Below are 23,055 nucleotides of genomic sequence, written 5' to 3'. Positions count from 1 at the left end.
GGAGCCGGGAGCCGGGAGCCGGGAGCCGGGAGCCGGGAGCCGGGAGCCGGGAGCCGGGAGCCGGGAGCCGGGAGCCGGGAGCCGACGTTCGGGCTCGACGCGGAGTGGCTGTTGGCGGACGGGCGCCCGTACGTCGACGGGCTCGTACTGTCCCACCCGGAACAGTTGGCACGGCTGCGCCAATCCTGTCCGGCGGCCGAGGACGCGGCGGTGCTCGCCGGCGACCCCTGCTTCGACCGGATGCTGGCCGCCCGCCCGCACCGCGAGCGCTACCGCCGCGCCCTCGGCGTCCGCACCGGACAGCGGCTCCTGGTCCTGAACTCCACCTGGAACCCGGAGGGCCTGTTCGGCACCGGCGGCGGCCAGGACCTGCTGCCCGGCCTGCTCCCCCGGCTGACCGCCGAACTCCCCACCGATGACTACCGGTTGGCGGCCGTACTACACCCCAACGTCTGGCACGGGCACGGCCCCGGGCAGCTCCGGGCCTGGCTCGACCGCGCCCGCCGCAGCGGGCTGACGCTGATCGACCCGGTGCACGCCTGGCGTCAGGCGCTGCTCGCCGCCGATCTGGTGCTGGGCGACTTCGGCGCGGTCAGCTACTACGCGGCGGCCCTCGGCACCCCCGTCCTGCTGGCCGCCGCCGGGCAGGAACGGCTGGATCCCGAGGCGCCGCTCGCCGACTTCGTCCGCACCGCGCCCCGGCTCGACCCGCACGCCCCGCTCGGCGACCAACTGGAGCGCCTGCTGACCGGGCACCGCCCCGACCCGGCCCCCGCCGCGTTCACCACCTCGGCGCCCGGCCGCTCGGCCGCCCTGCTGCGCCGCCACTTCTACACCCTGCTCGACCTGCCCGAACCCGCCGCCCCCGCACTCCTGGAACCGCTGCCGCTCCCCCCGTACGAGCCGCCGCACCGCACCGCACCGTTCCACGTCCGCACCGAAGTCCACGGCGACGACGCGTGGATCGTCCGCACCACCGACCATCCGTACGGGGCGACCGGCACCGCCCACCTGGCCGTGCACGAGGACACCCGGGACCCGGACGACCTGGCGTCGGCCGACGTGATCGTGCGCGAAGGGCCTGCGGACGATCCCCGGTTCGGCGGCCCGGAGGCGTGGACGGCCGAGGTCCTGGCCCGCCACCCGCACTGTGCGCTGGCCGGCTACGCGACCGGCCCCGACCGGTGCACGGCACGCAGCCGCACCCACGGCGTACTGCGCATCACCGCAGGTCAGGGCGCGGATCTCGACCCGGCCTGCTATGCATCGGCACTGCACGCCTGGCTCGCGGCGGGCGGCACGCCGGGCCCGGCCGGCACCAGGCTGCGGGTGCACGCGGCCGGCGGCGTGCACCCGCTCCTCGTACGGGCCGCTACGCCGCAGCCGCGCACTGCTCCCGCAGCCCGGCGAGGTACGCCAGGTGCACCGTGGCAGCCTCCGACGTGAGCAGCGCCTCGGCCGCCACGATGTGCGCGAGCGCCCCGTCCCGGTCGCCGGCGTCGATCCGCACCTCGGCGAGGTCGGTCAGCGTACGGGCGTGGTTGTACGCCTCACCGTCGCCCCCGGCGAAGAAGTCCCGCGCCTGACTCAACTTCGCTGCCGCAGCGTCGAGTTGCCCCATGCCGCGCAGCGCCCGCCCCTGGTGGCGCTGGATGAGGGCGAGGGCGCGCCGCAGGCTGGAGCTGCCGGCGTCGTTCGGCCCGATCAGCCGGTAGATCTCCGCCGCCGCGGCGAACTGCTCGTACGCCTCCGGGTACTGCCAGCGGTAGAGCAGGTGCAGCCCGAGCCCTTCCACGCAGGACGCCCGGCCGAGCAGGTGCCCCGCGTCCTGCTCGCTGCGGGCCGCGGCGTCCAGCGCCCGGCCGGCCTCCTCCCACTGACGGAGTTCGCCGAGGCAGAAGCCGAGTTGGAAGTGGAGGGCGCCGGCCCTCCGGGAGTCCGCCGGCGACGCGCCCCCGGGACGGCCGGCGCGCCGGCTGGCGATGCGCAGCCCGGGCAGCACCTGGTCCCAGTTCCCGGCCTTGAGCTGGTACGGCCACAGCGCCCGGGCCAGCCGCAGCGCGGTCCCCGTCCGGCCGTACTCGTCGGCCAGCCGGATCGCCTGCACCAGGTTCCCCGCATCGGCGCGCAGCGCGGCGAGCCCGGCCGCCTCGTCCGCGTACGGGCCGCGGCCCTGGCCGAGGTCGGTGCGCCAACTCCCGGGCAGTGCGGCCCTGGCCGCGGCGAGGGCGCGGCCGGCGAGCCGGTCCAGGGTGCGGGCCATGGCGGCGGAGCCCTCCGCGATGCCCTCCTGTGCCGCGGCGGCCTCCCCCAGCGGGCCGCGCACCCCCGGCCGGAACCGGTACCGCGCGTCGTACAGCGCCTCCACCAGGCCGGCGCCGGCCGCCTCGGCCAACATCGCGCGCGCCGCGTCCTCTGCAACGTCCGCCGCGTCGGCGGCGAGCCTCGCATCGATGGCCGGCCAGTTGCCGAGCGCGACGAGCCGGCACAGCCTGCCGGTCTCCGGCCGCAGCCCGCGGCTGACCTGCCGGGCCATGGTGCGCACCGGGTCGCCACCGTCCGCGGCCCCGTCCGCGTCGTCCGGCGCGACCCGCACCCGGTCGAGCAGGTGCCGGGCCGCGACCTTGAGGGCCAGCGGGTTCCCGGCGCACTGCCGCAGCAGCCCCGGCAGTTCCGGCTTGGCCTCGGCCACCAGCTCGGGCCGCGCCACCCGCCGCAACAACTCCACGGCGTCCCGGTCGCGCAGCGGCTCCACCTCGATCCGCTCGGCCTCCAGCCCCAGGTCCGGCCCGGTCACGACGACCAGCAGGAAGACCTCGGGCGTGGCCGGCACCCGGTGCTGCACCTGGGCGGCCGTCGTCGCGTGGTCGACCACGATCAGCGCCCGGCGGCCGGCCGTCAGCGTGCGGTAGAGCTGGACGCGGTCGGCCTCGGTGGCCGGCAGGTGTTCGGGCTCGACGCCCATCCGCAGCAGGAGTCGCTGTACGACGGCGGCCGGGGTGGGCCGGCCGTCCCCGTCGCCCTCGCGCAGGTCGACGTAGAACTGTCCGTCGGGGTAGCGGCCGTGTTCCTTGGCGCCCCAGACGAGCGCGACGGCGCTGGTGCCGATGCCGGCCGGCCCGTACAGCAGGGCGGCCCGCGGCCGACCCGCAGCGGCCCGGCTCGCCTCCCGCGTTAACCGCTTGAGCACGGCGTCCCGATCGGTGAAGTACCGGGTGGCGGGCGGCAGTCCGGCCCCCGGCCGCAGCACGGGCGCGCCGGGCCTGGCACCGGCCATGAACGCACCCCAGGCACCGGCCGCACCGGCGTCGCGCAGCAGCACCGGATGGACCTGCCCGGCCAGCGCCTGCCACCCTTCCGGGGTGGCGGGAAGCGGCGTCTCCCGTCCCAGGGTGCGGCGTACGAGCGCCCCCATGGACACGTGGAGCTGCCGCCCGAACTCGCCGGAGGCACCATTGCCCACCGCGGTGAGGAACGCACCGAGCGCCCCCACCGTAACGATCTCCAACACGCCAGCCCCTCCGAACTCCAGCCCCGCACCTTCGGCCCACCCTCCCGACCACGCGTGCGGCCCCGGGCCCTCGCCGACTGTATCCGGGCGACCACACACCGCGGAATCCTCCCCGCGCGTTGCCCTGCCGGGCGGGGCTCGGGTGTGGGGGGTGGGCCCGGGTGTGGGTGGGGCCGGGTGTGGGTGGGTTGGCCCTTGCGGGCAGGGCTTGGGCGCGTGGGTTGGTCCGTTGGGGGTTGGGCCGTGGTGAGTTGGACCCATGCGGGCCGGGCCCGGTCGCGGGTTGACCGGTTGTGGGTTGGCAGGTTGTGGGTTGGTCCTTGCGGGCGGGCCACTTGGGGGTTGGCCGCCCGTGTATGGATGGGTGGGTCAGTGTCGTTGGACGACGATGCGGACGCCGTCACCCCGGGGACTATCCCACCCCCATCTCCGCACGCCACCGCCCCCGCGACAGCTCGCACACCCCGTCGGGCGTGATTCGGACCCGTGCCCCGAGCAGCGGCAACGAACCTTCCGCGTTGAGCCGGTTGCGGATGCGTTCCAACGCGTCCCACAGCCGTTGTGGCCCGCCCTGATGCACGCGGGGTGGGTCGATCCACTCGGCGGTCGCGCGCGCCCACGATCCGTCTGGGTGTACCAGGTAGGCGGTACGGGTGCGCCCGCTGGTCTCGTACCCGAGTTCCACGCCGGGCGTGGTGATTTCGAGCATGGACCGCAGCTCCCAGGCGTCGGCGACGTCCACCACGGGGTAGCGGCCCGTGGTGGGCCCGCCCCCGTCACCGTCCGCCGCACGGGCGGTGGCGAACAGTTCGGTGAGGGCGGGCGGGTAGTCGTCGCCGGACCGGGTGAGCATGAACCCCGCCATGTCCCGCTCCACCCGCCCCACCACGCTCCCGTCCGCGTCCTTCCACCCGGTGACGACCAGGGACGTACGCGCGAGCGTCGTGGCGATGCGCCCGCCGGGAGCCAGCGCACCGAGCACGGCGCGGAGCCCCGCCCCCGGAGGGAGCGCGACCGTGCACACGATGCGGTCGTACGAACCGGGCACGTCCGCGGTGGCGTCCGCGACGACCATCCTCGGCTCGTATCCCAGGCCCGCGAGCCGGTCGCGCGCCGCACTGACCAGGTACGGGTCCACGTCGAGGCTGGTCACGGACGCGTCCCCGAACCGGTGGCAGGCATACGCGGCGAGCCCGCCGCCTCCGGTGCCGAGGTCCAGCAGGGACAGCCCGTCACCGAGCCGTCCGTGCCGCAACATCCGCACCACGAGCCCCGGCAAGGTCGCCGAGGAGGTGGGCGATCCCTCGGCCAGTGCCCCCGGTTCGGCATGGTCGGCGTGGAGCCCACCGACCCGGGTGACCAGGGACCGATCCGCGTACGCCGCATCTGCCCACGCACCATCCGCCCCGGGCCCCTCGCGCAACACCCACCGCCCGACCCCGTCAGCGTCCCACCACCGAGGCACCAACTCGTGCCGGGCAACCCCAGCGACGGCGGAAAACCACCGCGAGTCCGGCTCAACCACCTGCTCCGCGAGAGTCCTTGCCTTGTTTTCCCAATCCATGGTGGGGAGCCTTTCGGGTCAGTAAGCGGGGGCGCAGGCTTCTTTGTTGGCCGGGTTACAGTCGCCGGAGTCGTTCGGAGGACACGCGGCACGGGGAGTCGGAACGCGCGCCGCGAGTTCGGCCCATGCCTGCCCACGGAGCAGGTCGCCGAGTCGGTTCTCCCGCACGTTGCCCACTGGGAAGTCGCGCGAGAGCACGCACCCGGCAAGGTCTCCGTTCGGGAGGACGGCAGCGCGCCCGCGGGTGCACCTGCCGCACATCTCCTCCAGCGCCGGCGCCTGTCCTGGTAGGGCAGCACGGCCCACGGCGCGTACCCGGTCGGTACCGATGTGCTGCACACCCATGGATTCCAGTTCGGCGCGCGCTTCGGCGCCGCGCGGCCCCGGCAAGACTCCCACGACTCCGGTACGGATCGTGACCCCACGACGGACGGCTTCGAGAATATGGCGCCGGGTACGGGTGTAACTCCCCTTGCGCCCGGTGATCCTGTCATGTTCGGCCGGATCGTCGCTGTAGTAGCTCGTCCCGAGGGTTACGCCCTCGCGCGTGAACAAGCCCCACCAGTCGGGGGCGACGTGGAACAGGTTGCTGTACACCTCCACTCGCAACCCAAGGTCGAGCCCGAGTTCCGCGAACTCCCGCCAGTGTGGGTGGGTGGTGGGCTCTCCTCCGATGAGCTGAACGGCCCGAACCCCGAGCGCGGCAGCATCCGCGATGGTCCCCCGCCAATCAGCGGCCGTCATCGCGCCGTGGCTCGCGTGCGGGCTGGACTCGGAAAGGCAGTGCGTGCAAGCGAGCTGACACTTACCGGTGATCTCCAACTCAAGAGAGTGGATACCGGCGAGCGGCGACGTGGCAGGCGGATCAAGCGCGACAGACATGACTGAACTTCCTTCCACATGAAGGCATTTGGATTTTCTAGCCGAACCCACAGCCATCCTGCTACCGCTGGACGACGATGCGGACGCCGTGGGCGAAGGTGATCGACCCGTCTCGTACGACCAGTGTCGTGTCACGGTCGGACCCTTTGACGCAGGTCACCCGCCGGGTGAGCTCACCCAATTCGATCAGGTCGCCCACCCGAGCCCGCCGCGCATCGACCACCAGCCGCAACGCCAGCCGGGTGAGAGGCTTACTCATCCCGCACCCCGTCACCCTTCCCCCGCCTGGGCTCGGGCAGCGGCATCCCCTCCACCAACACGGGTGGCTCAACAGCGAGCAGCCGCGTACGCAGGGCGTGAACGAGTGCCACGCGCTCCAGGCTCTCCACGGCCGACCACTCGACTTCGACCTGATCGCGGGGCAGATCGGCGAAGGCGTTCTCGGCCGCGCTGCCGCCATCGAAGACGAAAGCAATTTCTTCGTCTTGCTCGCCATCGATGGCGGGTTGCTGGTCCACAGCGAGCAGTGCGGCGGCCTTCGGCAACCGGATGCCCAATGCGTCAGCCACCCGACGGGCGGCGTCGACGATCGCCTCCCCCGGTTGCACGATGACTCCCGGCGGGCAAGCCCACCCGTCCCGTACGACCTGAAGTACGCGCGGCCACATGCCCAGCGGCGCGAAGTACTTCGGGTTTTCTGCCGGGCAGCGGATCAGCAAGAACACCCAGACCTCGCGGGGCGGGTTCGCGGACTTGACCGCGTTCATGGGATGTACGAGCTTCACGCGGCTTCGCCTCCGTGGGTCAGGGATTGCAACCCGGCGCACGCCTGCGGCGCCCGGTCATCGAGGGTCATCAGCCCGTACGCGGCCCGGCCGTCCGACCAGCACCAACCCTCGACGGTCTCGTACTCCGCGCGAAGGCGATTGGGGCACAGGACGTCGTTGCGCAGGGCGTCGGGGTCGAACATCGACTCCTGGTACGCGTCGTGGAACTCGATGTCCGTGACGGGTGACCAGGTGCCGTCCTCGCCGAAGCTGAGGAAGAAGCGCAGCGGGGTGCCCATCACGAGTACGCGATGCGTGCCATCCATCAGACCTCACCCTCTGTCGCGTCGGAGCCACGGTGAAGGGGGCACTGGCAGGGCGGCCATCTCAGGATGTTTTCGGACGCGGAGGGGCTGTCCACGAACGTGTCGAGCTGCCGCCGGGCCCCTTCTTCCTCTTCGTCAGCTCCGCCTGTCCCCTGCTGAACTACTGGAGACGTGCGTCCCGTTGGGTCCACTACCACAATCCTCTCGAACGTCAGTTGGCGCTTGTTCAAGACAACGCCGGCGGCCGAGACTGAGCAATGACGTTCGGTGACACAGCGCAATCGTAACGACGGAGAGTGCCATGGCGGCGACTTACGGTGAGTGGCTGAAGGAAGCGCGCGAAGCGAAGGGCTGGACGCAGGAGAGGCTTGCCAAAGAGGCACTCATGTCGCGGAGCATGATCGCGGCCATTGAAACGGGCCGCCGATACCCCAGCGAAACGGATGCTCTGGCGCTCGACAGGGCACTGGGAACGGGCACGGTCCTGACGACGTTCCGGCCTGGTCGGGCCGCGGATAAGGGTCCCCACTGGTTCGAATCATGCCGTGTGTTCGAGCATGAGGCCGTGATGATCCGCGAGTTCGCCCCGTGCTTCGTGCCGGGCATCCTCCAGACGGAGAGGCACGCGGACGCGGTGCTGAGGCTCGCTTATCCACCTATGGACGAAGAGCAGCGGCACAAGAATGTTGTAACGAGGATCAAGCGAGGGGCCATCCTCGAAGATCCTGTATCCCCCGTAGTGTGGGCTCTGCTTGACGAAGGAGTTCTCAAGCGGCCATACGGCGGCCCGGCTGTCATGGCCGAACAACTCCATCACCTTGCGGATCTCACTGAGCGTCAGCGAATCCGAGTTCACATCCTGCCGTTCGGTGCTGGCGCCCCGCTCTTGGGTGGCATGGTGAGTCTCATGTGGTTCAAGGATCAGCCACCCATCGCGTACACCGAAGCACTGCGGACGGGCGTCATCCACGACTCTCCGGCCGAGGTCGAACTGATTCAGGGCGCGTACGATGTTGCCCTCAGCGATGCGCGATCCCTGGAAGAATCTCTGGCGATCCTCAGGTCTACAGCGGAGGAATACGAGAAGCATGTCTAACCACCGCATCTCCGACGCGGCTGCTGTGAGCGGTTGGCGGAAGTCCTCATACAGCGGCACCGAGGGTGACAGCTGTGTTGAGGTGTTGGACGGCCACCCCGCTGGCGTCCCGATCCGTGACAGCAAGGACCCGCACGGCCCCGCTCTCGTCTTCGGCAGCGCCGCATGGACCGCGTTCGTTGCGGGCGTGAAGGTTGGCGACTTCGACCCGTCGTGACCGGCCACGGCCCACCACACGAGGCACCGGTTCCCCCCTGGCGGGAGCCGGTGCCTCGCAGCATCTGACGGGGCTCCCCGCCGACAGGTTCCTACCGCGCGCGGGACCAGCACTGACTACCCAGCCACCCCGCGCCCTTCCCCGGAGGGAAAACCCACGCGCCGTCCGCATGTCTGCGGCGCATCACGCCCCCGAATCGTCCCCAATCCGAGGCCCGTTCGCCCACACCCGGGCGGCTTCGTACGCCCCGGGCCCTGGGACGAACAGAAACCGCGCACCGTTAGGCGCGCCCCTGTCAGCCCCTGCGCGCCCCTTGACTCGGACCGCGCGAAGGACTGATGGTCACACGCAACTGAGCGCAACCATCCCGACACGGGAGGCAGTCATGGCACTACTGTTCATCGGGATCGATCCCAACACCGAAGAAGACAAGTGCCCGGCAGCTTGGGTGGACACTGAGGCGAAGGGCGAGCCGGAGATCATCTTTCAAGGCTGGCTGGCCGACGAACAGATTCAGGCGGAGTGCCGGAAGGACAGCCACCACCCCGACGACGAGGCGGTCATTCGGATGCCGTACCGGATGATCGACATCATCAGGAAGGCATGCGATGCCGCAGAGCAAGCAGCAGTTGGCGACCTTTGAGGAGCTACTCGACTCGGCGACGCACTGCGCGGCGCACCTGGAGATGCGGGACTCGTACGCGGTGGACTACGAGAAGTCCGGGTTCGCGGCTTGGAAGGACGGCCGACGGCTCCGTCCTGAGGACCGCCAGACCTGGTGGACGCCGTGGCTCGACCTCATTGCCCGCACCACGGCACGCGGTGTCGCGATCCGTCGGGCTCGCATCGTGTCCGAGCCGGTGAGCGAGTACACCCGCTTCTTGCACAGCGGCACCTTCAAGAACATCGCTGCCGGTGAAGAGGTCAAGTGGCTTCCGCGGCGGCAGGTGTCGGGCATCGCACTACCCGGAAACGACTTCTGGGTGTTCGATGACCACCTGGTGCGCTTCAACCACTTCAGTGGTGACGGGGACGACGCAGGTGTCGAGCATGTTGAAGACCCCGACGTCATCCGGCTGTGTCTGCACGCCTTCGAAGCGGTGTGGGAGCGGGGCGTCCCCCACGAGGAGTACGAGGTCTAACCCAACCCACAGCAGCCCCGGACAGCCAGACCATGTCTGCTCTTCCTTCGTCCAGCGCCCAAGCAGCCCGCGAAGCCTTGGCGGGCCGGCTCAAGGAGATGAGGCGGGACGCAGGGCTCACCGGGGGTGATCTGGCTGCTCGTTGTGGCTGGCACAAGGCGAAGTCATCGCGGATCGAGAACGCCAGGACGACGCCATCGGAAGCCGACATCAGCGCGTGGTGTGCCGCCTGCGGCGTGCCGGGCCAGGCCGCCGACCTCATAGCCGCCAACCGCGCTGTCGAGTCCATGTACGTGCAGTGGAGACGGCTCCACAGGACCAAGACGCTTCGGCACATCCAAGAGGGCCGCGTGGCCCTGCACGAGCGCACCAGGCTGTTCCGTACCTACAGTTCTGACCTCGTCCCCGGATTCCTTCAGACCGAGGGGTACGCGACAGCGGTCCTCCGGTCGGTCGTCTGGCTCAGAGACCTCCCCGACGACATCCCCGAGGCAGTGGCGGCCCGGCTAGCGCGAGCCCGGGTACTCCGTGAGGGCGATCACCGCTTCGTCATGCTCATCGAAGAAGACGTCCTTCGGCACCAGATGGGCGACGCCAACACCATGGCCAACCAGCTCAGACACCTGTCGTCCGCGATGTCTCTGCCCTCGGTGAGCTTGGGCGTCATCCCGGCCAGGGGGCAGCGCCCCATGTGGCCCGTGGAGACGTTCAACGTCTACGACGACGAACAGGTGACCGTCGAGTTGCTGACCGCCAAGGTCACCGTGACCGCACCGAGCGAGGTTCGTGACTACCTCAAGACCTTCGCTGAGCTGCAAAGACACGCTGTGTACGGCCAACAGGCCCGCTCGCTGATCGCTTCCGCGATCAAAGCCCTCGGCTGAGATCTGCAACTCGCCGCAACTTTCTCGCACCGGGCGTCTGCCTCTCCCTACCGTCTCTCCATGACCGCGGACATCGAGTCGACCGCACAGCAACTCGCTGCCTTCATGGCAGGCAAGCAGAGGGCCGACGACACCGCCTTCTTGCTGTGCCCAGTCGAACGAGCAGCACCAGCGCGCAGCCAACGCCAAGCGCTAGCAACACGGCCCACCCGATGCCCGAACCACTCCATCAGGAAGGTCCACCATGTCCGACCTGTACGACCTCACTCTCGACGGCGCCCAGTTCGCCAAGCCGTGCGGCGGCAACACCCACCCCGACGGCGAGTCCTGCGTGACGCTCGCCCGCATCGGCGACGGCGCCTGGGCCATGGGTGACAGCAAGCGGCCTGACGCCGAGCCCCTGAGGTTCACCACGGCGGAGTTGCACGCGGCCGGGATCGACCCGGCGCGCTTCAATCTCGCGGCCTGACCGACGGCCCCACCAACGATGCGTTCACCGGCGGCCCTCCCCACGAAGGGCGGGGCCGCCGTCCCCTTCCTCCGGACGGGAACAGCAGATGCACGTCCACGGGTACCTCTGGACCGGCGAAAAGGCCACGTTCGACAAGGAGAGCATCCGCCGCCCACCGCCAACCTTGCCCCCGACCACCACCAGCCCCGACGAAGTACAACAGCGCTACCGAGAAGCCGTGACCGAATGGCGGACCGCAGACGTGCCCCCGATCGAGACAGCCTTGTGGCTGCTCAAGCCACCCAGGCTGATCCGCAGCACCTGCCACCGCCCCCGGGAGGGAGCCGACTGGCTCGGGCAACAACTCGCTCTGCACGCAGCCCGGTTCGCCTCACGACACGACAGACAGACCAGATGGCTGAAAGTCCTGAGCACGTCCGCCACCGAACAACTCACGCGAGGTAGCGACGTCTCTCTCGGCTTCTACCTGCACGGCCCCCTGTTCCTGTCAGTGGCCCTCGTGACCTGCGCTCCCAACCGCACCAAGCCAGAACTCTCCTGCCCCCTGGGGTAGGCCACCGACTGGTCTGTCGAACGGCGCGGTCTCCCGTACGCCCCCACCGCACTCCCTCCACCAAAACCCCCCACCCACCGTGAAATCCCCGGCCCACCGAAATTCTCCCGCAATACGTTTCGTATGCGGGCCGTTGGATCTCGGGCTCCCGCCGGGAGATCTCAGTCGGGTCGCGCCGGCCCGTCCGTACACCACAGACGCGGCTCCCAGCTGCATCCACCGCCGGGCCGGAAATGCCCGGGGCGCAGCCCCCACCCCAGTGCCCGGACCCATTCCGTATTCGATATTCGGAACTCGGAATGCAGAGGGCCGCCCGGCAGCCCTACCCCGGCCCGTTTCCCGTCGCCAACCGGCGGTATTCCACGGCCAGTGCGGACAGGCTCTGGGCCAGCCCCGCGCAGTTCACCGTGGCGTAGCTGAGGACCAGGGCGGGTGGCCGGGGGGTGTCCGTGCAGGCGTAGAACGTGCCGCCGCGGACCAGGACGGAGCGGGTGCGGGCGGCGCGGACCAGGGCGGGTTCGGGAATGGTCGGGGGGAGTTCCAGATAGGTCTGGAGGCCGCTGTTGCGGCCGACGACGCGGGTGCCGGGGAGGGCGTCCGCGGCCTGTCGGCGGATGAGTTGGCGGCGGCGGTAGAACTCCGTGCGCAGCCGGCGCTGGTGGCGGTCGAGCGCGCCGGTGTCGATGAAGCGGGCGAACGCCAACTGTTCCAGGCCCGAACAGCCGATGTCCCAGCCGGCCCGTACGTACTCGATCGAGGACATCAGCTCCGACGGGGCCGCCAGCCAGCCGAGGCGCAGCGCCGGGGCCAGGGTCTTGCTGGCGCTGCCGGCGTAGATGACGTGGTCGGGGGCGAGGCTCTGGAGCGCCGGCAGCCGGTCCGTGCGGTGCAGGAAGGCGCTGTCGAAGTCGTCTTCCAGCACGTAGCCGTCCACGGCGCGGGCCCAGGCGATGAGCCGTTCGCGGCGCTGCTGGCTGAGCCGGACGCCGGTGGGGAACTGGTTGCCCGGCGTGACCAGCACCGCCCGTACGCCGCTGGCCTCCAGGTCGTCGACGCACAGGCCGTCCGCGTCGACCGGGATGCCGACCGGGCGCAGCCCGGAACTCGTGACGAACTCGCGCTCGGCCGGGTGGCCCGGGTCCTCCACGCCGAGCGTGCGGTGCCCGCGGTCCACCAGCACCTTGCAGACCAGCGCGAGGCCCTGCGCGAACCCCGAGGTGACCATCAGGTTCTCCGGCGAGCTGCGCACCCCGCGGACCCGGCCGAGGTAGCCGGCGAGCACGCGGCGGGTGAGCGGGACGCCGGACGGCGGCGCGTAGCTCAGTTCGTCCGGGCCGGCCGCGCTGACCACGGCAGTGACGCAGCGCACCCACTCCTGACGGGGGAAGTCCAGCACGTTGGAGGTGCCGGTGCGCAGGTCCCACATCGCCTCGGGGGCCGGCTCGGGATCGGGTGGTACGAGGGTGGAGGCGGTCGACTCCGCCGGCCTGGCCCGCAGCGAGACGGTGGTGCCCGAGCCGTGCCGGGTGTGCAGGTACCCCTCGGCCGTGAGCTGCTCGTACGCCTCGACCACCACACTGCGGGAGACCCCCAGGTCGAGCGCGAGCTGACGGCTTGAGGGAATGCGCGTCCCGGGCCACAGAGTGCCGCTCTCAATCAAATCCCGCAGTGCGCTCCGTATCTGAAGGGCCAACGGAATACGCGATTCCCGTTCCACCGTGAGGTGCAGCAGCCACGACAAGTGGTCTTCCCCCCAGACGTCGAAGTGGTATGGCCACGCATTCTCACATCTGATGAACTCCTTTTGCACACACAATCGTCACCGGGGGGAATCTGGTGGCGAGGTGGTACGGGGGGAGCCAGGCGAGCAGGGCCCGCACGGGTAGCGGGCACCAGTGATCATCTGCGCGCCATGGGCGTCATTGTGCATTCCTCGAAACCCCTTCGGTCCGCTTGGATCAGAAAGGCTTTCGTTGTGTCTTTGCTGTCAGAGCTCAACCTGCCCGAACCCGGGGCGCCCGAGCCGCACGAGAGCTCGGGCCCCATCCGGGTGCACGTTGCCACGACCGCACTGCCATCCACCGCACCGCACCACGCGCCTCACCCACAGCACGCTCCGCGTCCGGACGACCCGCGCCATCCGCTGCACCCGCTGCGGCTGTACGAGGCGCTGGGCGCCACCACCCGCAGCGCCGCGGACCGCTATCTCTTCGAGAGCCTGGACGGGCCGGAATCCGATCGGCACTTCGCCGCCGTCGGCTGTGGCCGCCTCGCTGACCTGCATCTCTTCGCCGATCACGTGGAACTTGTCGCCTCCGGTGCGCTGCGGGACCGGCTGGCCGCCGCACTGGACGAGGCGGCCGGGGTGCGGCGTACCGCGGGGGGTGCGGCGGGGGCCGACGCCACGGCCGCCGGGGCCCGCACCACCGCCGCCGAGCCCGAGCCCGGGCCCCGCGCCGCGCGCGGCGAGCGGCTGTGCTGGCCGGTACCCGACCAACCCACCGCCTGGCGCCTCGTCCGCGCCGCACAGGGCGCGTTCACGGTCAGCACCGACGTGCCAGCCGACACCTTCGCCTTCGGGTTCCTGACCACGCTCTCCTACGAGGCGGCGTGGGCCATGGAGCGGCTGCCCGCCGAGCGGCGGCCGGCGGAGTTGCCGCGGTGCAGCCTGACCCTGTTCCGGGACACGGTCTGGTACGACCTGCGAGGCGGAACGGTTCGCCATCTTGCGGCCAGCGCCGCGGAGTTCCCCGCCGATGCGTCTGCCGTAGCACCCGAGCCGTTATCCGCCGTACTGGCCCGGCTCGTCGCCGAGCCGCCGGCCGGTGTCGACGCCGGGACCGACGCCGCGCCGCCGGCCGCCCCGCGGCCCGACTCCGTGCAGGACACCGTCGACAAGGAAACCTTCGTCGCGCACGCCAAGCGGTGCCTCGGCCACATCGAGGTCGGCGACGTCTACCAGATCCAGATCGGCCACCGCATCGACGTGCGGACCGCGTTGACGCCGCTCCAGGTCTACCGCAGGCTGCGGCACCGCAACCCGTCGCCGTACATGTACCTGGCGCCGTGGGCGGGGCGGACCGTCATCGGCGCCAGTCCGGAGCTCTTCCTCCGGCTGAGCGGCGACACCCTCACCATGCGGCCCATCGCCGGCACCGTGCCCCGCTCGCCCGATGCGGCCGAGGACGCCCGCCGGGTGGCCGAACTGCGGGCCAGCGCCAAGGAACAGGCCGAACACGTGATGCTGGTCGACCTGTGCCGCAACGACATCGGGCGGGTCAGCGTGCCCGGCACGCTCGCCGTCGACACCATGATGGACGTCGAGCCCTTCGCCTCCGTGCACCATCTGGTCTCGACCGTGTCCGGGCAGGTCAGGCCCGGTACGGACGTCTGGTCGGCGATCTGCGCCAGCTTCCCCGCCGGCACCATGACCGGCGCGCCCAAGCTGCGGGCGATGGAGCTCATCCACGCCATCGAGGAGCAGCCGCGCGGCTGCTACGCCGGCGCCATCGGACTGGTCGACGTGCGCGGCTTCGCGGTGTTCGCGCTGTGCATCCGCACCGCCGTGTACGACGGGGAGACGTACAGCACCCAGGCGTCGGCCGGGGTGGTCGCCGACTCCGTGCCCGCCGCCGAGTGGCAGGAGACGCTGGCCAAGCTGAACGCCACCCACTGGGCCCTGACCGGTGAGGAGTTGCTGTGACGAAGGTGCTGCTCGTCGACGCGTACGACAGCTTCAGCCACATCATCGACCAGTACCTGTGCAGCCTCGGCGCCACCACCGACGTGGTCCGCTCCGGGACCCGCACGGCGGACCAACTGCTCGCCTCCGCGCCCGACGCGGTGGTGCTCGGGCCGGGCCCGGGGCACCCGGCCGACTCCGGGCACGTGGAACTCGTGCACGCCTTCGCGGGGCGGGTGCCGCTGCTCGGGGTGTGCCTCGGGCACCAGGCGATCGGCCTCGCGTACGGGGCGCGGGTCGCCGTGGCGCAGCACCTGATGCACGGCAAGTCCAGCCCCGTCGAACACGACGGAGCCGGCGTCTTCGCGGGCGCCGCACGGGAGTTGAGCGTCACCCGCTACCACTCGCTGATCGTCACCGACCCGCCGCCCGAACTGGTCGTCACCGCGACCGCGCTGGACGACGGCTACGTGATGGGCGTACGGCACCGGTCGCTGCCGGTGGAGGGCGTGCAGTTCCACCCGGAGAGCGTGCTGACCGACGACGGGTTACGGCTGTTCGCGAACTTCCTGGCGGGGGCCGGGACGGGGGCCGGCGCCGAGGCCGATGCCCGAGCTGAAATCGGGGCCGATGCCCGGGCTGAAGTCGGGGCTGAAGTTGGAGCCGCGCCCGTACCTGCTGGTGAGCGCGCCGCACGCTGATCCGCCGGGCGCCAAGCCCCGACACACCCTGCGCGCTCGCGCACACCAAGCCCCATCACACCCTGGGCCGCCACACCCTGCCCGCCGTCGCGCACTGAACCCCGACACACCCTGCCCGCCGTCGCGCATCGAACCCCGACACACCCTGCGCGCCCCCACACACCAAGCCCCATCACACCCTGCGCCACCACACCCCGCCCCACCCAAGTGGTCCACCGGAATTCCCCGGAATTGGCCACAGCCCGGGGCACCTCCGCTCCCTACCGTCAGTCGCGTCATCAGCGGTCCGATCGGCCAGTGGCCGGCCGGGCCCCGCGTACCGGACCCCGGCACCGGCCCGGGCCCGGCCCGTCACCGACCCGGAAGAAGAAGGAACACCGCCCCATGGACAGCACTGCCACCGCCACCGGCCCGCTCACCGTCGCCATCGACCCGCAGCTCACCGAGCGCGTGCCCGGCTACGTGCTCGGGCTGATCGCCGTACCGCAGGTCGAGGTCGTACGGTCCGTGCCGGCGGTGGCCGACCGGCTCACGGCCGCCGAGGACGCGCTGCACGCCGCGCAGCTCAGCAAGGCGGACGTGGCCGCGCTGCCGGCCATCGCCGCCTGGCGGGACGCCTACCGGGCCGTGGACGTCAACCCCAACCGCTTCCCCTGCGCCGCCGAATCGGTCCTGCGCAGGGTGGCCAAGGGGGACCGGCTGCCGCGCATCAACTCCCTGGTGGACCTCTGCAACGCCGTGTCGCTCGGCAGCCACCTGCCGGTGGCCGCCTGCACCGTGGACGACATCGCGGACCGGCTCGACGTCCGGCTCGCCCGCGGCGACGAGACGTACCTGCCGCGGGGCGCGCCCGACGCGCCCGCGCGGCCCGAGCCCGGCGAGGTCGTCTACGCCGACCGGCAGGGCCGCGCGCACTCCCGCCGCTGGAACTGGCGGCAGGGCGCGGTGGTGGGGACGGACGTGGGGCTGCGCCGGATCGTGCTCACCGTGGAGTCCGCCCACGAGGACGGGCGCGCCGCCGTCGAGCAGGCACTCGGCCTGCTCACCAAGGCGCTCACCGACCTCGGCGGCGCCCCGGGGCAACCGCTGGTGCTCGACCGGACCGCGTCGTTTGGGGTGCTGTTCGACACCCCGCAGGACACCCCGACGGGCGCCCCGAAGGGCCCGCAGGACGCGCCGGTCGGCTGACCGCGCGCCTTGCCCCAAGGCCGCGCCCATCCGTGTGAGGAGCCCCGCATGAACCGTTCCATCCTCGTCGTCTACCGGCCCGCCGCCGGCCGCTACACCGCCCAGTTCCGCAGCGTCGCCGGCGCCGCGGCCGAACTCGGCGTCGACACCGTCGTACTGCTGCCGAGCGGCGAGTCCGCCCCTGAGACCGAGCAATTCCCTTGCTACTACGCCGACTTGGACGACACGGCGGCGGTGCGCGCCGCCGTCGACACGATCGTCGCCGAGCACCGCATCGAGCGGATCTTCCCGCTCTTCGAGGGCGACGTGCTGCCCGCCAGCCGCTGCCGCCGCGACCACGACATCCCCGGCCTCACCCCCGACCAGGCGCTCAACTTCCGCGACAAGAACGTCATGCACCGCCGGGCCGAGGAACTCGGCGTGCGGGTGGCCAGGTCCTGCCGGCCGGACACGGTGGGCGCGGTCGCCGAGTTCGCCGAGACGGTCGGCTACCCGCTGGTCATCAAGCCGTACGCGGGCTGGGCCTGCGGCAACACCTACCGGGTCGAGGACCGGGCCGAGCTCGACCGGGTCTGGTCCGAGATGGGCGACGACCGGCACGAGTACCGGGTCGAGGAGTTCATCCGCGGCACCGAATACCACGTCGACTCGCTCTTCCAGGGCGGCGATCCGGTCTTCGAGCAGCTCTCGCAGTACACGTACTCGGTGCTCGACTACCGCGACGAGCCCGGCGGCACCATCTCCCGCAAGCACCACCTGACCCCGGCCGAACAGCGCATCATCGCGCTCAACACGGTCGTGCTGCGCGGCTTCGGCCTGGACACCGGGGTGGTGCACGCCGAGTTCTTCCTGCTCGACGACGGCGAGGTGGTGTTCGGCGAGGCCGGCGCGCGGGCCGGCGGCGGCTCCATCGTGCCGGCCATCGAGGCGGGCCGCGGCATCAACCTGGCCGGCGAGTGGTGCCGCCTGGAACTCGACCCGCAGCACCGGCCCGCGGCCCGCCTCGGCCCGGAGATCGGCACCGAGTACCTGGCGTCCGGGGCGTACGGCACGATCACCGCCATCACCACGCCGGCCGAGCTCACCGCGCTGGACGCGGTCCTGGACGCGGACGTGTGGAAGGAGGTCGGCGACGTGCTGGCGCCGCCGACCCGCTCCAACGACGTGCTCGGCTGGTACGTGTGCGAGGGCAGCGACTTCGACGACGTGCGGGCCCGCTTCAAGACCGTGCGCGACTCCTTCCGCGTGACGACCGAGCAGGTCTGAGCCATGTGGTGGACCCGGTTCAAGGAACTCCCGCTCGCGCTGCGGGTGTTGTTCCTGGCCTCCTTCGTCAATCGGGCGGGCATGTTCGTCTTCCCGCTGCTCGCGCTCTACCTGGTGCGCGGCAAGGGGCTGGGGCCCGGCGAGGCCGGGCTGCTCATCTCGGTGGGCAGCACCGGGCTGCTGGTCGGCAGCCTGCTCAGCGGCCCGGTGTGCGACCGGCGCGGGCGGCGCACCGCACTGCTGGCCGCGCTGCTGCTGAACGCGGCCGGCTATCTGGGGCTCGCCGTGCTCGACGGGCCGCCGTGGACGTACGCGGGACTGCTGTTCGTGGCGCTGGTCGGGATGGGCATGTTCAACCCGGCGTCCAACACCCTGGTCGCCGACCTGACCACGCCCGAACAGCGCCCCTTCGCCTACACGATCAGCTACGTCGGCAACAACCTGGGCATGGGCGTCGGGCCGCTGCTCGGCGGCGTCGCCGCGGCGTACTCGTACTCCGTGATGTTCGCCGGCAACATCGCGGCCGGCCGCGCCTGCGCCGCCATGATCGCGATCTGGGTGCCGCGGGACCGCAGGGAGGGCGGCGCGGGCCGCACCGCAGGCCGCTCCACCGGACCGCTCGGCCACGGCCACGTGCTGCTGTTCGTCCTGATCTCGTTCTGCTACGTGGTGCCGCTGATCGGCCTGGAGTACGCGCTGCCGCTGGCCGTGACGACCGTCCTGGACGACTCGGCGAGCATGGTCGGCATCGTGTACACGATCAACAGCGTGGTCGTGGTCAGCCTCGGGCTCGTCCTGGAGAAACAGCTCGGCGGGTACGGCACCAAGCTGCTGCTCCAGGTGGCAGGGGCGCTGTGGGCGGCGGGGCTCGCGGTGATCGTCTTCGCGTTCTCGCTGCCGGCCATCCTGTTGTCCACAGCGGTGTGGACGCTCGGCGAGATCATCGTCTCGGTCGTGGTGCCGACCTACATCGCCGACCACGTGAGCGAGGACCGGGTGGGCGGCTTCATGGCGCTCAACGGCTTCGTCCTCGGCCTCGCCCGACTCGCCGTCCCCGCCGGCCTCGGCACCCTGTGGTCCACCCACGGCCACGAGCCCGTCTTCACGGTGCTGCTGGCCACGCCGCTGGTCGGCATGGTCGGGTACGCGCTGCTGCGGATCAGGCCGCGGCCGACGGCGGCGACGCCACCGAAGCCACCCACCCCGCCCACGTCACCCACACAGGTGAGCGACGCCCTGAGTCCCGGCACCTGACCGCCCGACAGCCGCACCATCCCAGGCGCACCATCGCCGGCGCACGAAGGCCCGAGCCGCGCCACCCGGGCGCGGTGAGCGGCGCCCGTACGACCGCACCACCCAGGTGCGGCGAGCGGCGCCCAGGTGCGGCGAGCACCACCCGTACGACCCGCGCCACCCAGGTGCGGCGACCACCACCACCCGTACGGACCCGCACCCCCAGGCGCGGCAAGTCCCACCCAGCCCCACCCGCCCAAGCCGCTCCACCCGCACGATCCGCCCCACCCACTCACAGGAAAGTGCTCATGAACCAGACGAAGTTCCTGCTGTCCGAGGACCGCACGCCCACCACCTGGTACAACATCCTCGCTGACCTGCCGAAGCCGCTGGACCCGATGCTGCACCCGGGAACGCGGGAGCCGATCACCGCGGCCGATCTGGAGCCGCTGTTCCCGCCCGAGCTCATCGTCCAGGAGCTCACCACCGCCGCCACCGTGGACATCCCCGGCGCGGTGCTCGACGTCTACCGCCAGTGGCGGCCGAGCCCGCTGGGGCGGGCCCGCCGCCTGGAGCGCGCGCTCGACACCCCGGCCCGCATCTACTTCAAGAACGAGGGCGTCAGCCCGGCCGGCAGCCACAAGCCCAACACCGCCATCCCGCAGGCGTACTACAACAAGCGGGCCGGCGTGCAGCGGCTCACCACCGAGACCGGCGCCGGCCAGTGGGGCAGCTCGCTCGCCCTGGCCTGCCAGTACTTCGGCCTCGTCTGCGAGGTCTACATGGTCAAGGTCAGCTACCAGCAGAAGCCCTACCGGCGCGGCCTGATGGAGACCTTCGGGGCCAGCGTCACGGCCAGCCCCAGCACCCTGACCGAGGCCGGCCGGGCCGCGCTCGCCGCCGACCCGGATTCGCCCGGCAGCCTGGGCCTGGCCATCTCGGAGGCGGTGGAGGCCGCGGTGGCCAGCGGCGGCAGCGCCAAGTACGCGCTGGGCTCGGTGCTCAACCACGTACTGCTGCACCAGACGATCATCGGCCAGGAGGCACAGCTCCAGATGGAGCTGGCCGAGGACTACCCGGACGTGATCATCGGCGCGGCCGGCGGCGGCTCCAACTTCGGCGGGCTCGCACTGCCCTTCATCGGCGAGCAGTTGCGCGGCGGGCGCGCGGTGCGGGCCATCGCCGTCGAACCGGCCTCCTGCCCGACCCTCACCCAGGGCAGCTACGACTACGACTTCGGCGACACCGCGGGCATGACCCCGCTGACCCGGATGCACACCCTCGGGCACGACTTCGTACCGCCCAGCATCCATGCCGGCGGCCTCCGCTACCACGGCATGTCGCCGATCATCAGCGCCCTGAAGGAACTCGACTACCTCCAGGCCCGGGCCGTCCCGCAGACCGCCTGCTTCGAGGCCGGGGTGACCTTCGCCCGGCACGAGGGCATCGTGCCGGCGCCCGAGTCCACGCACGCCGTACGCGTCGCCATCGACGAGGCGCTGGCCTGCAAGGAGTCCGGCGAGGCGAAGAGCATCCTGTTCTCCCTCTCCGGCCACGGCCACTTCGACATGCAGGCGTACATCGACTACTTCGCAGGGAAGCTCACCGACTGATCGGCGCACGACGGGGCTGGCCGCCCGGCCGGCCCCGGAACAGCCTGTGATTCAAGGGGGGTTCGTCATGCACGGAGTAGGGGGAGCACGACCGGTCATCCTCGGCATCTCGGGGTCAGAGCGGGCCGGCGGCAACACCGATCTGGCGCTCGCGTACGCGGGTGACCTGGTACGGAGCCGCGGCGCCGCATTCCACACCGTCTACCTGCGGGACCACCGCATCTCGCCGTGCAGCCCGTGCGGCGACTGCAACAGCCGGCCCACGCCGTGCGCGCTCGCGGACGACATGCCGGGCATCGTGGAGAAGATGCGACAGGCCGACGGCATCATCTACGCCGTCCCCGTCCACGGCTTCGGCCTCGCCCACCTGATGCAGATCTTCATCGAACGGGCCGGCGTCGGCTTCCTGCGCTTCGACCGGCCGCTCGCCAACAAGGTCGGCGGCATCATCGTCACAGGACGCCGCTACAGCGACGCCTCCGTACACAACCAACTCGTGGACAACCTGCTGCTCAACCGCATGATCCTGGTCGGCAGCGGGTTCCCGGCCCTGCTCCGCAACACCTCGCGCGAGCCCGGGCTCAACGACACCGAGGGGCTCGACGCGCTGGAGCGGATGGCCCACCGCATGATCGACATGGCGCTGCTGCTGCGCGCCGCCCGGGCCGCCGGCGGCAGCCCGATCCTCCCGCTGGACGACCGCAACGAACGGGTCGAGCGCGGCACGCGCGGGGAGCGGGGCGCCGCGCAGATCGAGCAGCAGCCGGTACGCGGCCAGCAGCAGCCGGTACGGGGCGAGCAACCCACACCCACCCGGCAACCCACCCACCGGGCAATCCACTGAGCAACCCAACACCCCGCCAGCCAACCCACCCGCCCACTGAGCAACCCACTGAGCAACCCACTGAGCAACCCAGGAGCGTGTCAGACATGACGACCACACCCGCCACCCTCGTCGGCATCGACTTCGACCAGATCCCCTGGGAGAAGTGGCACAAGCCCGGCGCCGACGGACGCGTGAAGATCGCCTACACCGGCGGGCTGCGGGTCCGGCTGATGGAGCTGCCGGCCGGCTTCGACGAACACGAATGGTGTGAGCGCGGGCACCAGGGCTACGTGCTCCAGGGCGAGTTCACCATCCACTTCGACAACCGCTCCGTCGCCTGCCGCCCCGGCATGGGCTTCATCATCCCCGGCGACGAGCGCCACCGCTCGCAGGGCTCCAACGACGAACCCACCGTCGTGTTCGTGATCGACGAGGTGCCCGCGGCATGACCGGCATGGAACGCATCGCGGCCCTGCGCGGCTCCATCGACGGGCTCGACCGGCAGATCATCGAGTTGCTCGCACAGCGCACGGCCATCGTCATGGAGCTGACCGAGCACAAGCGCGACGAGGCGACCGTCCGTTCCCCCGGCCGGGTGGAGCAGGTGATCGACAAGGTGCGCCGGATAGCGACGGAACACGGCATGCCGCCCGGCGTCGCCGAGGGCCCGTACCGCGCCCGCATCCACGAGCTGACCGAACTCCAACTCGTCCGGCTCGCCGAGCGGAAGGCCGCGGGTCTCCTCGGCCCGGAACCCGCCGCCGAGGCCACGGGAACCGAGCCCGCTGACATCGGGGCCGCCCGCACCGGACCGGCCACCGGCACCGGACCCACCGCCGGGACCGGTCCCACCGCCGGGACCGGGCCGGCCACCGAGGCTGCCGCGGGCACCGCGCAACCCGCCCGGGAGGGCGCGGCGTGAGGAGCCGCCTCGCGGACCTCCGCACCGCACTGGCCGGGCTGGACGCACGGCCCGGCCAGTTGGTACGGGAGCGGGAGGAGGTCCCGGCCGCGTTCGGGGTCTCCTCCCGGTACGCGCGGTGGGCCGGCCCCCCCGCCCCCCCCCCCCCCCGCCCCCGCCCCCCCCGCCCCGTGGGGCGCGGGCCCCCCCCCCCCCCCCCCCCGCCCCCCC

General features: G+C 71.5%; 24 protein-coding genes. 17 read left to right on the top strand and 7 right to left on the bottom strand.

Annotated features, from left to right (window positions below):
- A partial coding sequence (locus tag AAHZ94_RS07725) for a hypothetical protein (protein WP_349991618.1) occupies positions 1 to 1,446 on the top strand: 1,446 nt, incomplete at its 5' end.
- Here the strand turns inward: AAHZ94_RS07725 and AAHZ94_RS07720 are convergent.
- The 6 genes from AAHZ94_RS07720 to AAHZ94_RS07695 all read right to left on the bottom strand — a co-directional run bounded on the left by AAHZ94_RS07720 (position 1,373) and on the right by AAHZ94_RS07695 (position 7,050).
- The gene (locus tag AAHZ94_RS07720) at positions 1,373 to 3,511 is read right to left on the bottom strand and encodes an ATP-binding protein (RefSeq protein ID WP_349991617.1); all 2,139 of its coding nucleotides are present in this window, start codon (positions 3,509 to 3,511) and stop codon (positions 1,373 to 1,375) included. The genes AAHZ94_RS07725 and AAHZ94_RS07720 overlap by 74 nt on opposite strands.
- Before the next feature lie 412 nt (positions 3,512 to 3,923).
- The gene (locus AAHZ94_RS07715; protein WP_349991615.1) at positions 3,924 to 5,075 is read right to left on the bottom strand and encodes a methyltransferase domain-containing protein; all 1,152 of its coding nucleotides are present in this window, start codon (positions 5,073 to 5,075) and stop codon (positions 3,924 to 3,926) included.
- An 18-nt stretch (positions 5,076 to 5,093) separates the two neighbouring features.
- Positions 5,094 to 5,957 carry a radical SAM/SPASM domain-containing protein gene (locus AAHZ94_RS07710; RefSeq protein WP_349991614.1) on the bottom strand — a complete coding sequence of 288 codons (864 nt, stop codon included), beginning with the start codon at positions 5,955 to 5,957 and terminating at the stop codon, positions 5,094 to 5,096.
- A 61-nt stretch (positions 5,958 to 6,018) separates the two neighbouring features.
- A complete protein-coding gene (locus AAHZ94_RS07705) occupies positions 6,019 to 6,216 on the bottom strand; it encodes a hypothetical protein (protein WP_349991613.1) in 198 nt (65 codons plus the stop codon).
- On the bottom strand, positions 6,209 to 6,724 hold the full coding sequence (locus AAHZ94_RS07700) for an NUDIX hydrolase (RefSeq protein ID WP_349991612.1): 516 nt from the start codon (positions 6,722 to 6,724) through the stop codon (positions 6,209 to 6,211). Before AAHZ94_RS07700 ends, AAHZ94_RS07705 begins: the two co-directional genes overlap by 8 nt.
- A 14-nt stretch (positions 6,725 to 6,738) precedes the next feature.
- Complete coding sequence (locus AAHZ94_RS07695; protein WP_349991610.1) at positions 6,739 to 7,050, bottom strand: hypothetical protein; 312 nt, start codon at positions 7,048 to 7,050, stop codon at positions 6,739 to 6,741.
- Positions 7,051 to 7,351: 301 nt separating this feature from the next.
- On the opposite strand from AAHZ94_RS07695, the gene AAHZ94_RS07690 reads away from it, so the two are divergent.
- The 6 genes from AAHZ94_RS07690 to AAHZ94_RS07665 all read left to right on the top strand — a co-directional run bounded on the left by AAHZ94_RS07690 (position 7,352) and on the right by AAHZ94_RS07665 (position 10,858).
- On the top strand, positions 7,352 to 8,146 hold the full coding sequence (locus AAHZ94_RS07690; RefSeq protein ID WP_349991609.1) for a helix-turn-helix domain-containing protein: 795 nt from the start codon (positions 7,352 to 7,354) through the stop codon (positions 8,144 to 8,146).
- On the top strand, positions 8,139 to 8,363 hold the full coding sequence (locus AAHZ94_RS07685; RefSeq protein ID WP_349991607.1) for a DUF397 domain-containing protein: 225 nt from the start codon (positions 8,139 to 8,141) through the stop codon (positions 8,361 to 8,363). Before AAHZ94_RS07690 ends, AAHZ94_RS07685 begins: the two co-directional genes overlap by 8 nt.
- A 385-nt stretch (positions 8,364 to 8,748) precedes the next feature.
- Positions 8,749 to 9,006, top strand: a complete 258-nt coding sequence (locus AAHZ94_RS07680; protein WP_349991606.1) for a hypothetical protein — start codon at positions 8,749 to 8,751, stop codon at positions 9,004 to 9,006.
- A complete protein-coding gene (locus tag AAHZ94_RS07675) occupies positions 8,972 to 9,505 on the top strand; it encodes a DUF6879 family protein (protein WP_349991604.1) in 534 nt (177 codons plus the stop codon). The genes AAHZ94_RS07680 and AAHZ94_RS07675 overlap by 35 nt, the downstream gene beginning before the upstream one ends.
- A gap of 32 nt (positions 9,506 to 9,537) precedes the next feature.
- Positions 9,538 to 10,389 (top strand): helix-turn-helix domain-containing protein, encoded by an 852-nt coding sequence (locus AAHZ94_RS07670; protein WP_349991602.1) that lies wholly within the window; start codon positions 9,538 to 9,540, stop codon positions 10,387 to 10,389.
- Positions 10,390 to 10,633: 244 nt separating this feature from the next.
- A complete protein-coding gene (locus tag AAHZ94_RS07665) occupies positions 10,634 to 10,858 on the top strand; it encodes a DUF397 domain-containing protein (protein ID WP_349991601.1) in 225 nt (74 codons plus the stop codon).
- 878 nt (positions 10,859 to 11,736) lie between these two features.
- Here the strand turns inward: AAHZ94_RS07665 and pdxR are convergent.
- Positions 11,737 to 13,155, bottom strand: coding sequence for a MocR-like pyridoxine biosynthesis transcription factor PdxR (gene pdxR / locus AAHZ94_RS07660; protein WP_349991599.1), 1,419 nt, complete (start codon positions 13,153 to 13,155; stop codon positions 11,737 to 11,739).
- Positions 13,156 to 13,389: 234 nt separating this feature from the next.
- Between pdxR and AAHZ94_RS07655 the strand changes: the two genes are divergently transcribed.
- The 10 genes from AAHZ94_RS07655 to AAHZ94_RS07610 all read left to right on the top strand — a co-directional run.
- On the top strand, positions 13,390 to 15,117 hold the full coding sequence (locus AAHZ94_RS07655; protein WP_349991597.1) for an anthranilate synthase component I family protein: 1,728 nt from the start codon (positions 13,390 to 13,392) through the stop codon (positions 15,115 to 15,117).
- Positions 15,114 to 15,797: an anthranilate synthase component II gene (locus AAHZ94_RS07650; RefSeq protein ID WP_502964599.1), complete on the top strand. Its 684-nt coding sequence runs from the start codon at positions 15,114 to 15,116 to the stop codon at positions 15,795 to 15,797. Before AAHZ94_RS07655 ends, AAHZ94_RS07650 begins: the two co-directional genes overlap by 4 nt.
- A gap of 384 nt (positions 15,798 to 16,181) precedes the next feature.
- Positions 16,182 to 16,985 carry a B3/B4 domain-containing protein gene (locus tag AAHZ94_RS07645; RefSeq protein ID WP_349991596.1) on the top strand — a complete coding sequence of 268 codons (804 nt, stop codon included), beginning with the start codon at positions 16,182 to 16,184 and terminating at the stop codon, positions 16,983 to 16,985.
- A 48-nt stretch (positions 16,986 to 17,033) separates the two neighbouring features.
- Positions 17,034 to 18,251, top strand: coding sequence for an ATP-grasp domain-containing protein (locus AAHZ94_RS07640; protein WP_349991594.1), 1,218 nt, complete (start codon positions 17,034 to 17,036; stop codon positions 18,249 to 18,251).
- Positions 18,252 to 18,254: 3 nt separating this feature from the next.
- Complete coding sequence (locus tag AAHZ94_RS07635) at positions 18,255 to 19,505, top strand: MFS transporter (protein ID WP_349991593.1); 1,251 nt, start codon at positions 18,255 to 18,257, stop codon at positions 19,503 to 19,505.
- Positions 19,506 to 19,792: 287 nt separating this feature from the next.
- On the top strand, positions 19,793 to 21,097 hold the full coding sequence (locus AAHZ94_RS07630) for a TrpB-like pyridoxal phosphate-dependent enzyme (protein WP_349991591.1): 1,305 nt from the start codon (positions 19,793 to 19,795) through the stop codon (positions 21,095 to 21,097).
- Positions 21,098 to 21,164: 67 nt separating this feature from the next.
- Positions 21,165 to 21,941: a flavodoxin family protein gene (locus tag AAHZ94_RS07625; RefSeq protein ID WP_349991590.1), complete on the top strand. Its 777-nt coding sequence runs from the start codon at positions 21,165 to 21,167 to the stop codon at positions 21,939 to 21,941.
- An 86-nt stretch (positions 21,942 to 22,027) separates the two neighbouring features.
- Positions 22,028 to 22,372, top strand: coding sequence for a cupin domain-containing protein (locus AAHZ94_RS07620; RefSeq protein WP_349991588.1), 345 nt, complete (start codon positions 22,028 to 22,030; stop codon positions 22,370 to 22,372).
- Positions 22,369 to 22,845, top strand: a complete 477-nt coding sequence (locus AAHZ94_RS07615; protein ID WP_349991586.1) for a chorismate mutase — start codon at positions 22,369 to 22,371, stop codon at positions 22,843 to 22,845. The genes AAHZ94_RS07620 and AAHZ94_RS07615 overlap by 4 nt, the downstream gene beginning before the upstream one ends.
- On the top strand, positions 22,842 to 23,055 hold a 214-nt coding region (locus AAHZ94_RS07610), incomplete at its 3' end, for a hypothetical protein (RefSeq protein ID WP_349991584.1). The genes AAHZ94_RS07615 and AAHZ94_RS07610, both read left to right, overlap by 4 nt.

It is taken from the genome of Streptomyces sp. HSW2009 (genome assembly GCF_040240285.1).
Classification (GTDB): Bacteria; Actinomycetota; Actinomycetes; order Streptomycetales; family Streptomycetaceae; genus Streptomyces.
This window is presented reverse-complemented; position numbering and strand designations above follow the sequence as displayed.

What these genes read in the sequence shown, in the direction of transcription:
- AAHZ94_RS07690 (WP_349991609.1), top strand. Translation starts at nt 7,352, where the DNA reads ATGGCGGCGACTTACGGTGAGTGGCTGAAGGAAGCGCGCGAAGCGAAG.
- AAHZ94_RS07695 (WP_349991610.1), bottom strand. Translation starts at nt 7,050, where the DNA reads ATGGATGGCACGCATCGCGTACTCGTGATGGGCACCCCGCTGCGCTTC.
- AAHZ94_RS07680 (WP_349991606.1), top strand. Translation starts at nt 8,749, where the DNA reads ATGGCACTACTGTTCATCGGGATCGATCCCAACACCGAAGAAGACAAG.
- AAHZ94_RS07670 (WP_349991602.1), top strand. Translation starts at nt 9,538, where the DNA reads ATGTCTGCTCTTCCTTCGTCCAGCGCCCAAGCAGCCCGCGAAGCCTTG.
- AAHZ94_RS07705 (WP_349991613.1), bottom strand. Translation starts at nt 6,216, where the DNA reads ATGAGTAAGCCTCTCACCCGGCTGGCGTTGCGGCTGGTGGTCGATGCG.
- AAHZ94_RS07665 (WP_349991601.1), top strand. Translation starts at nt 10,634, where the DNA reads ATGTCCGACCTGTACGACCTCACTCTCGACGGCGCCCAGTTCGCCAAG.
- AAHZ94_RS07685 (WP_349991607.1), top strand. Translation starts at nt 8,139, where the DNA reads ATGTCTAACCACCGCATCTCCGACGCGGCTGCTGTGAGCGGTTGGCGG.
- AAHZ94_RS07640 (WP_349991594.1), top strand. Translation starts at nt 17,034, where the DNA reads ATGAACCGTTCCATCCTCGTCGTCTACCGGCCCGCCGCCGGCCGCTAC.
- AAHZ94_RS07635 (WP_349991593.1), top strand. Translation starts at nt 18,255, where the DNA reads ATGTGGTGGACCCGGTTCAAGGAACTCCCGCTCGCGCTGCGGGTGTTG.
- AAHZ94_RS07630 (WP_349991591.1), top strand. Translation starts at nt 19,793, where the DNA reads ATGAACCAGACGAAGTTCCTGCTGTCCGAGGACCGCACGCCCACCACC.
- AAHZ94_RS07710 (WP_349991614.1), bottom strand. Translation starts at nt 5,957, where the DNA reads ATGTCTGTCGCGCTTGATCCGCCTGCCACGTCGCCGCTCGCCGGTATC.
- AAHZ94_RS07625 (WP_349991590.1), top strand. Translation starts at nt 21,165, where the DNA reads ATGCACGGAGTAGGGGGAGCACGACCGGTCATCCTCGGCATCTCGGGG.
- AAHZ94_RS07615 (WP_349991586.1), top strand. Translation starts at nt 22,369, where the DNA reads ATGACCGGCATGGAACGCATCGCGGCCCTGCGCGGCTCCATCGACGGG.
- AAHZ94_RS07715 (WP_349991615.1), bottom strand. Translation starts at nt 5,075, where the DNA reads ATGGATTGGGAAAACAAGGCAAGGACTCTCGCGGAGCAGGTGGTTGAG.
- AAHZ94_RS07620 (WP_349991588.1), top strand. Translation starts at nt 22,028, where the DNA reads ATGACGACCACACCCGCCACCCTCGTCGGCATCGACTTCGACCAGATC.
- AAHZ94_RS07645 (WP_349991596.1), top strand. Translation starts at nt 16,182, where the DNA reads ATGGACAGCACTGCCACCGCCACCGGCCCGCTCACCGTCGCCATCGAC.
- AAHZ94_RS07675 (WP_349991604.1), top strand. Translation starts at nt 8,972, where the DNA reads ATGCCGCAGAGCAAGCAGCAGTTGGCGACCTTTGAGGAGCTACTCGAC.
- AAHZ94_RS07700 (WP_349991612.1), bottom strand. Translation starts at nt 6,724, where the DNA reads ATGAACGCGGTCAAGTCCGCGAACCCGCCCCGCGAGGTCTGGGTGTTC.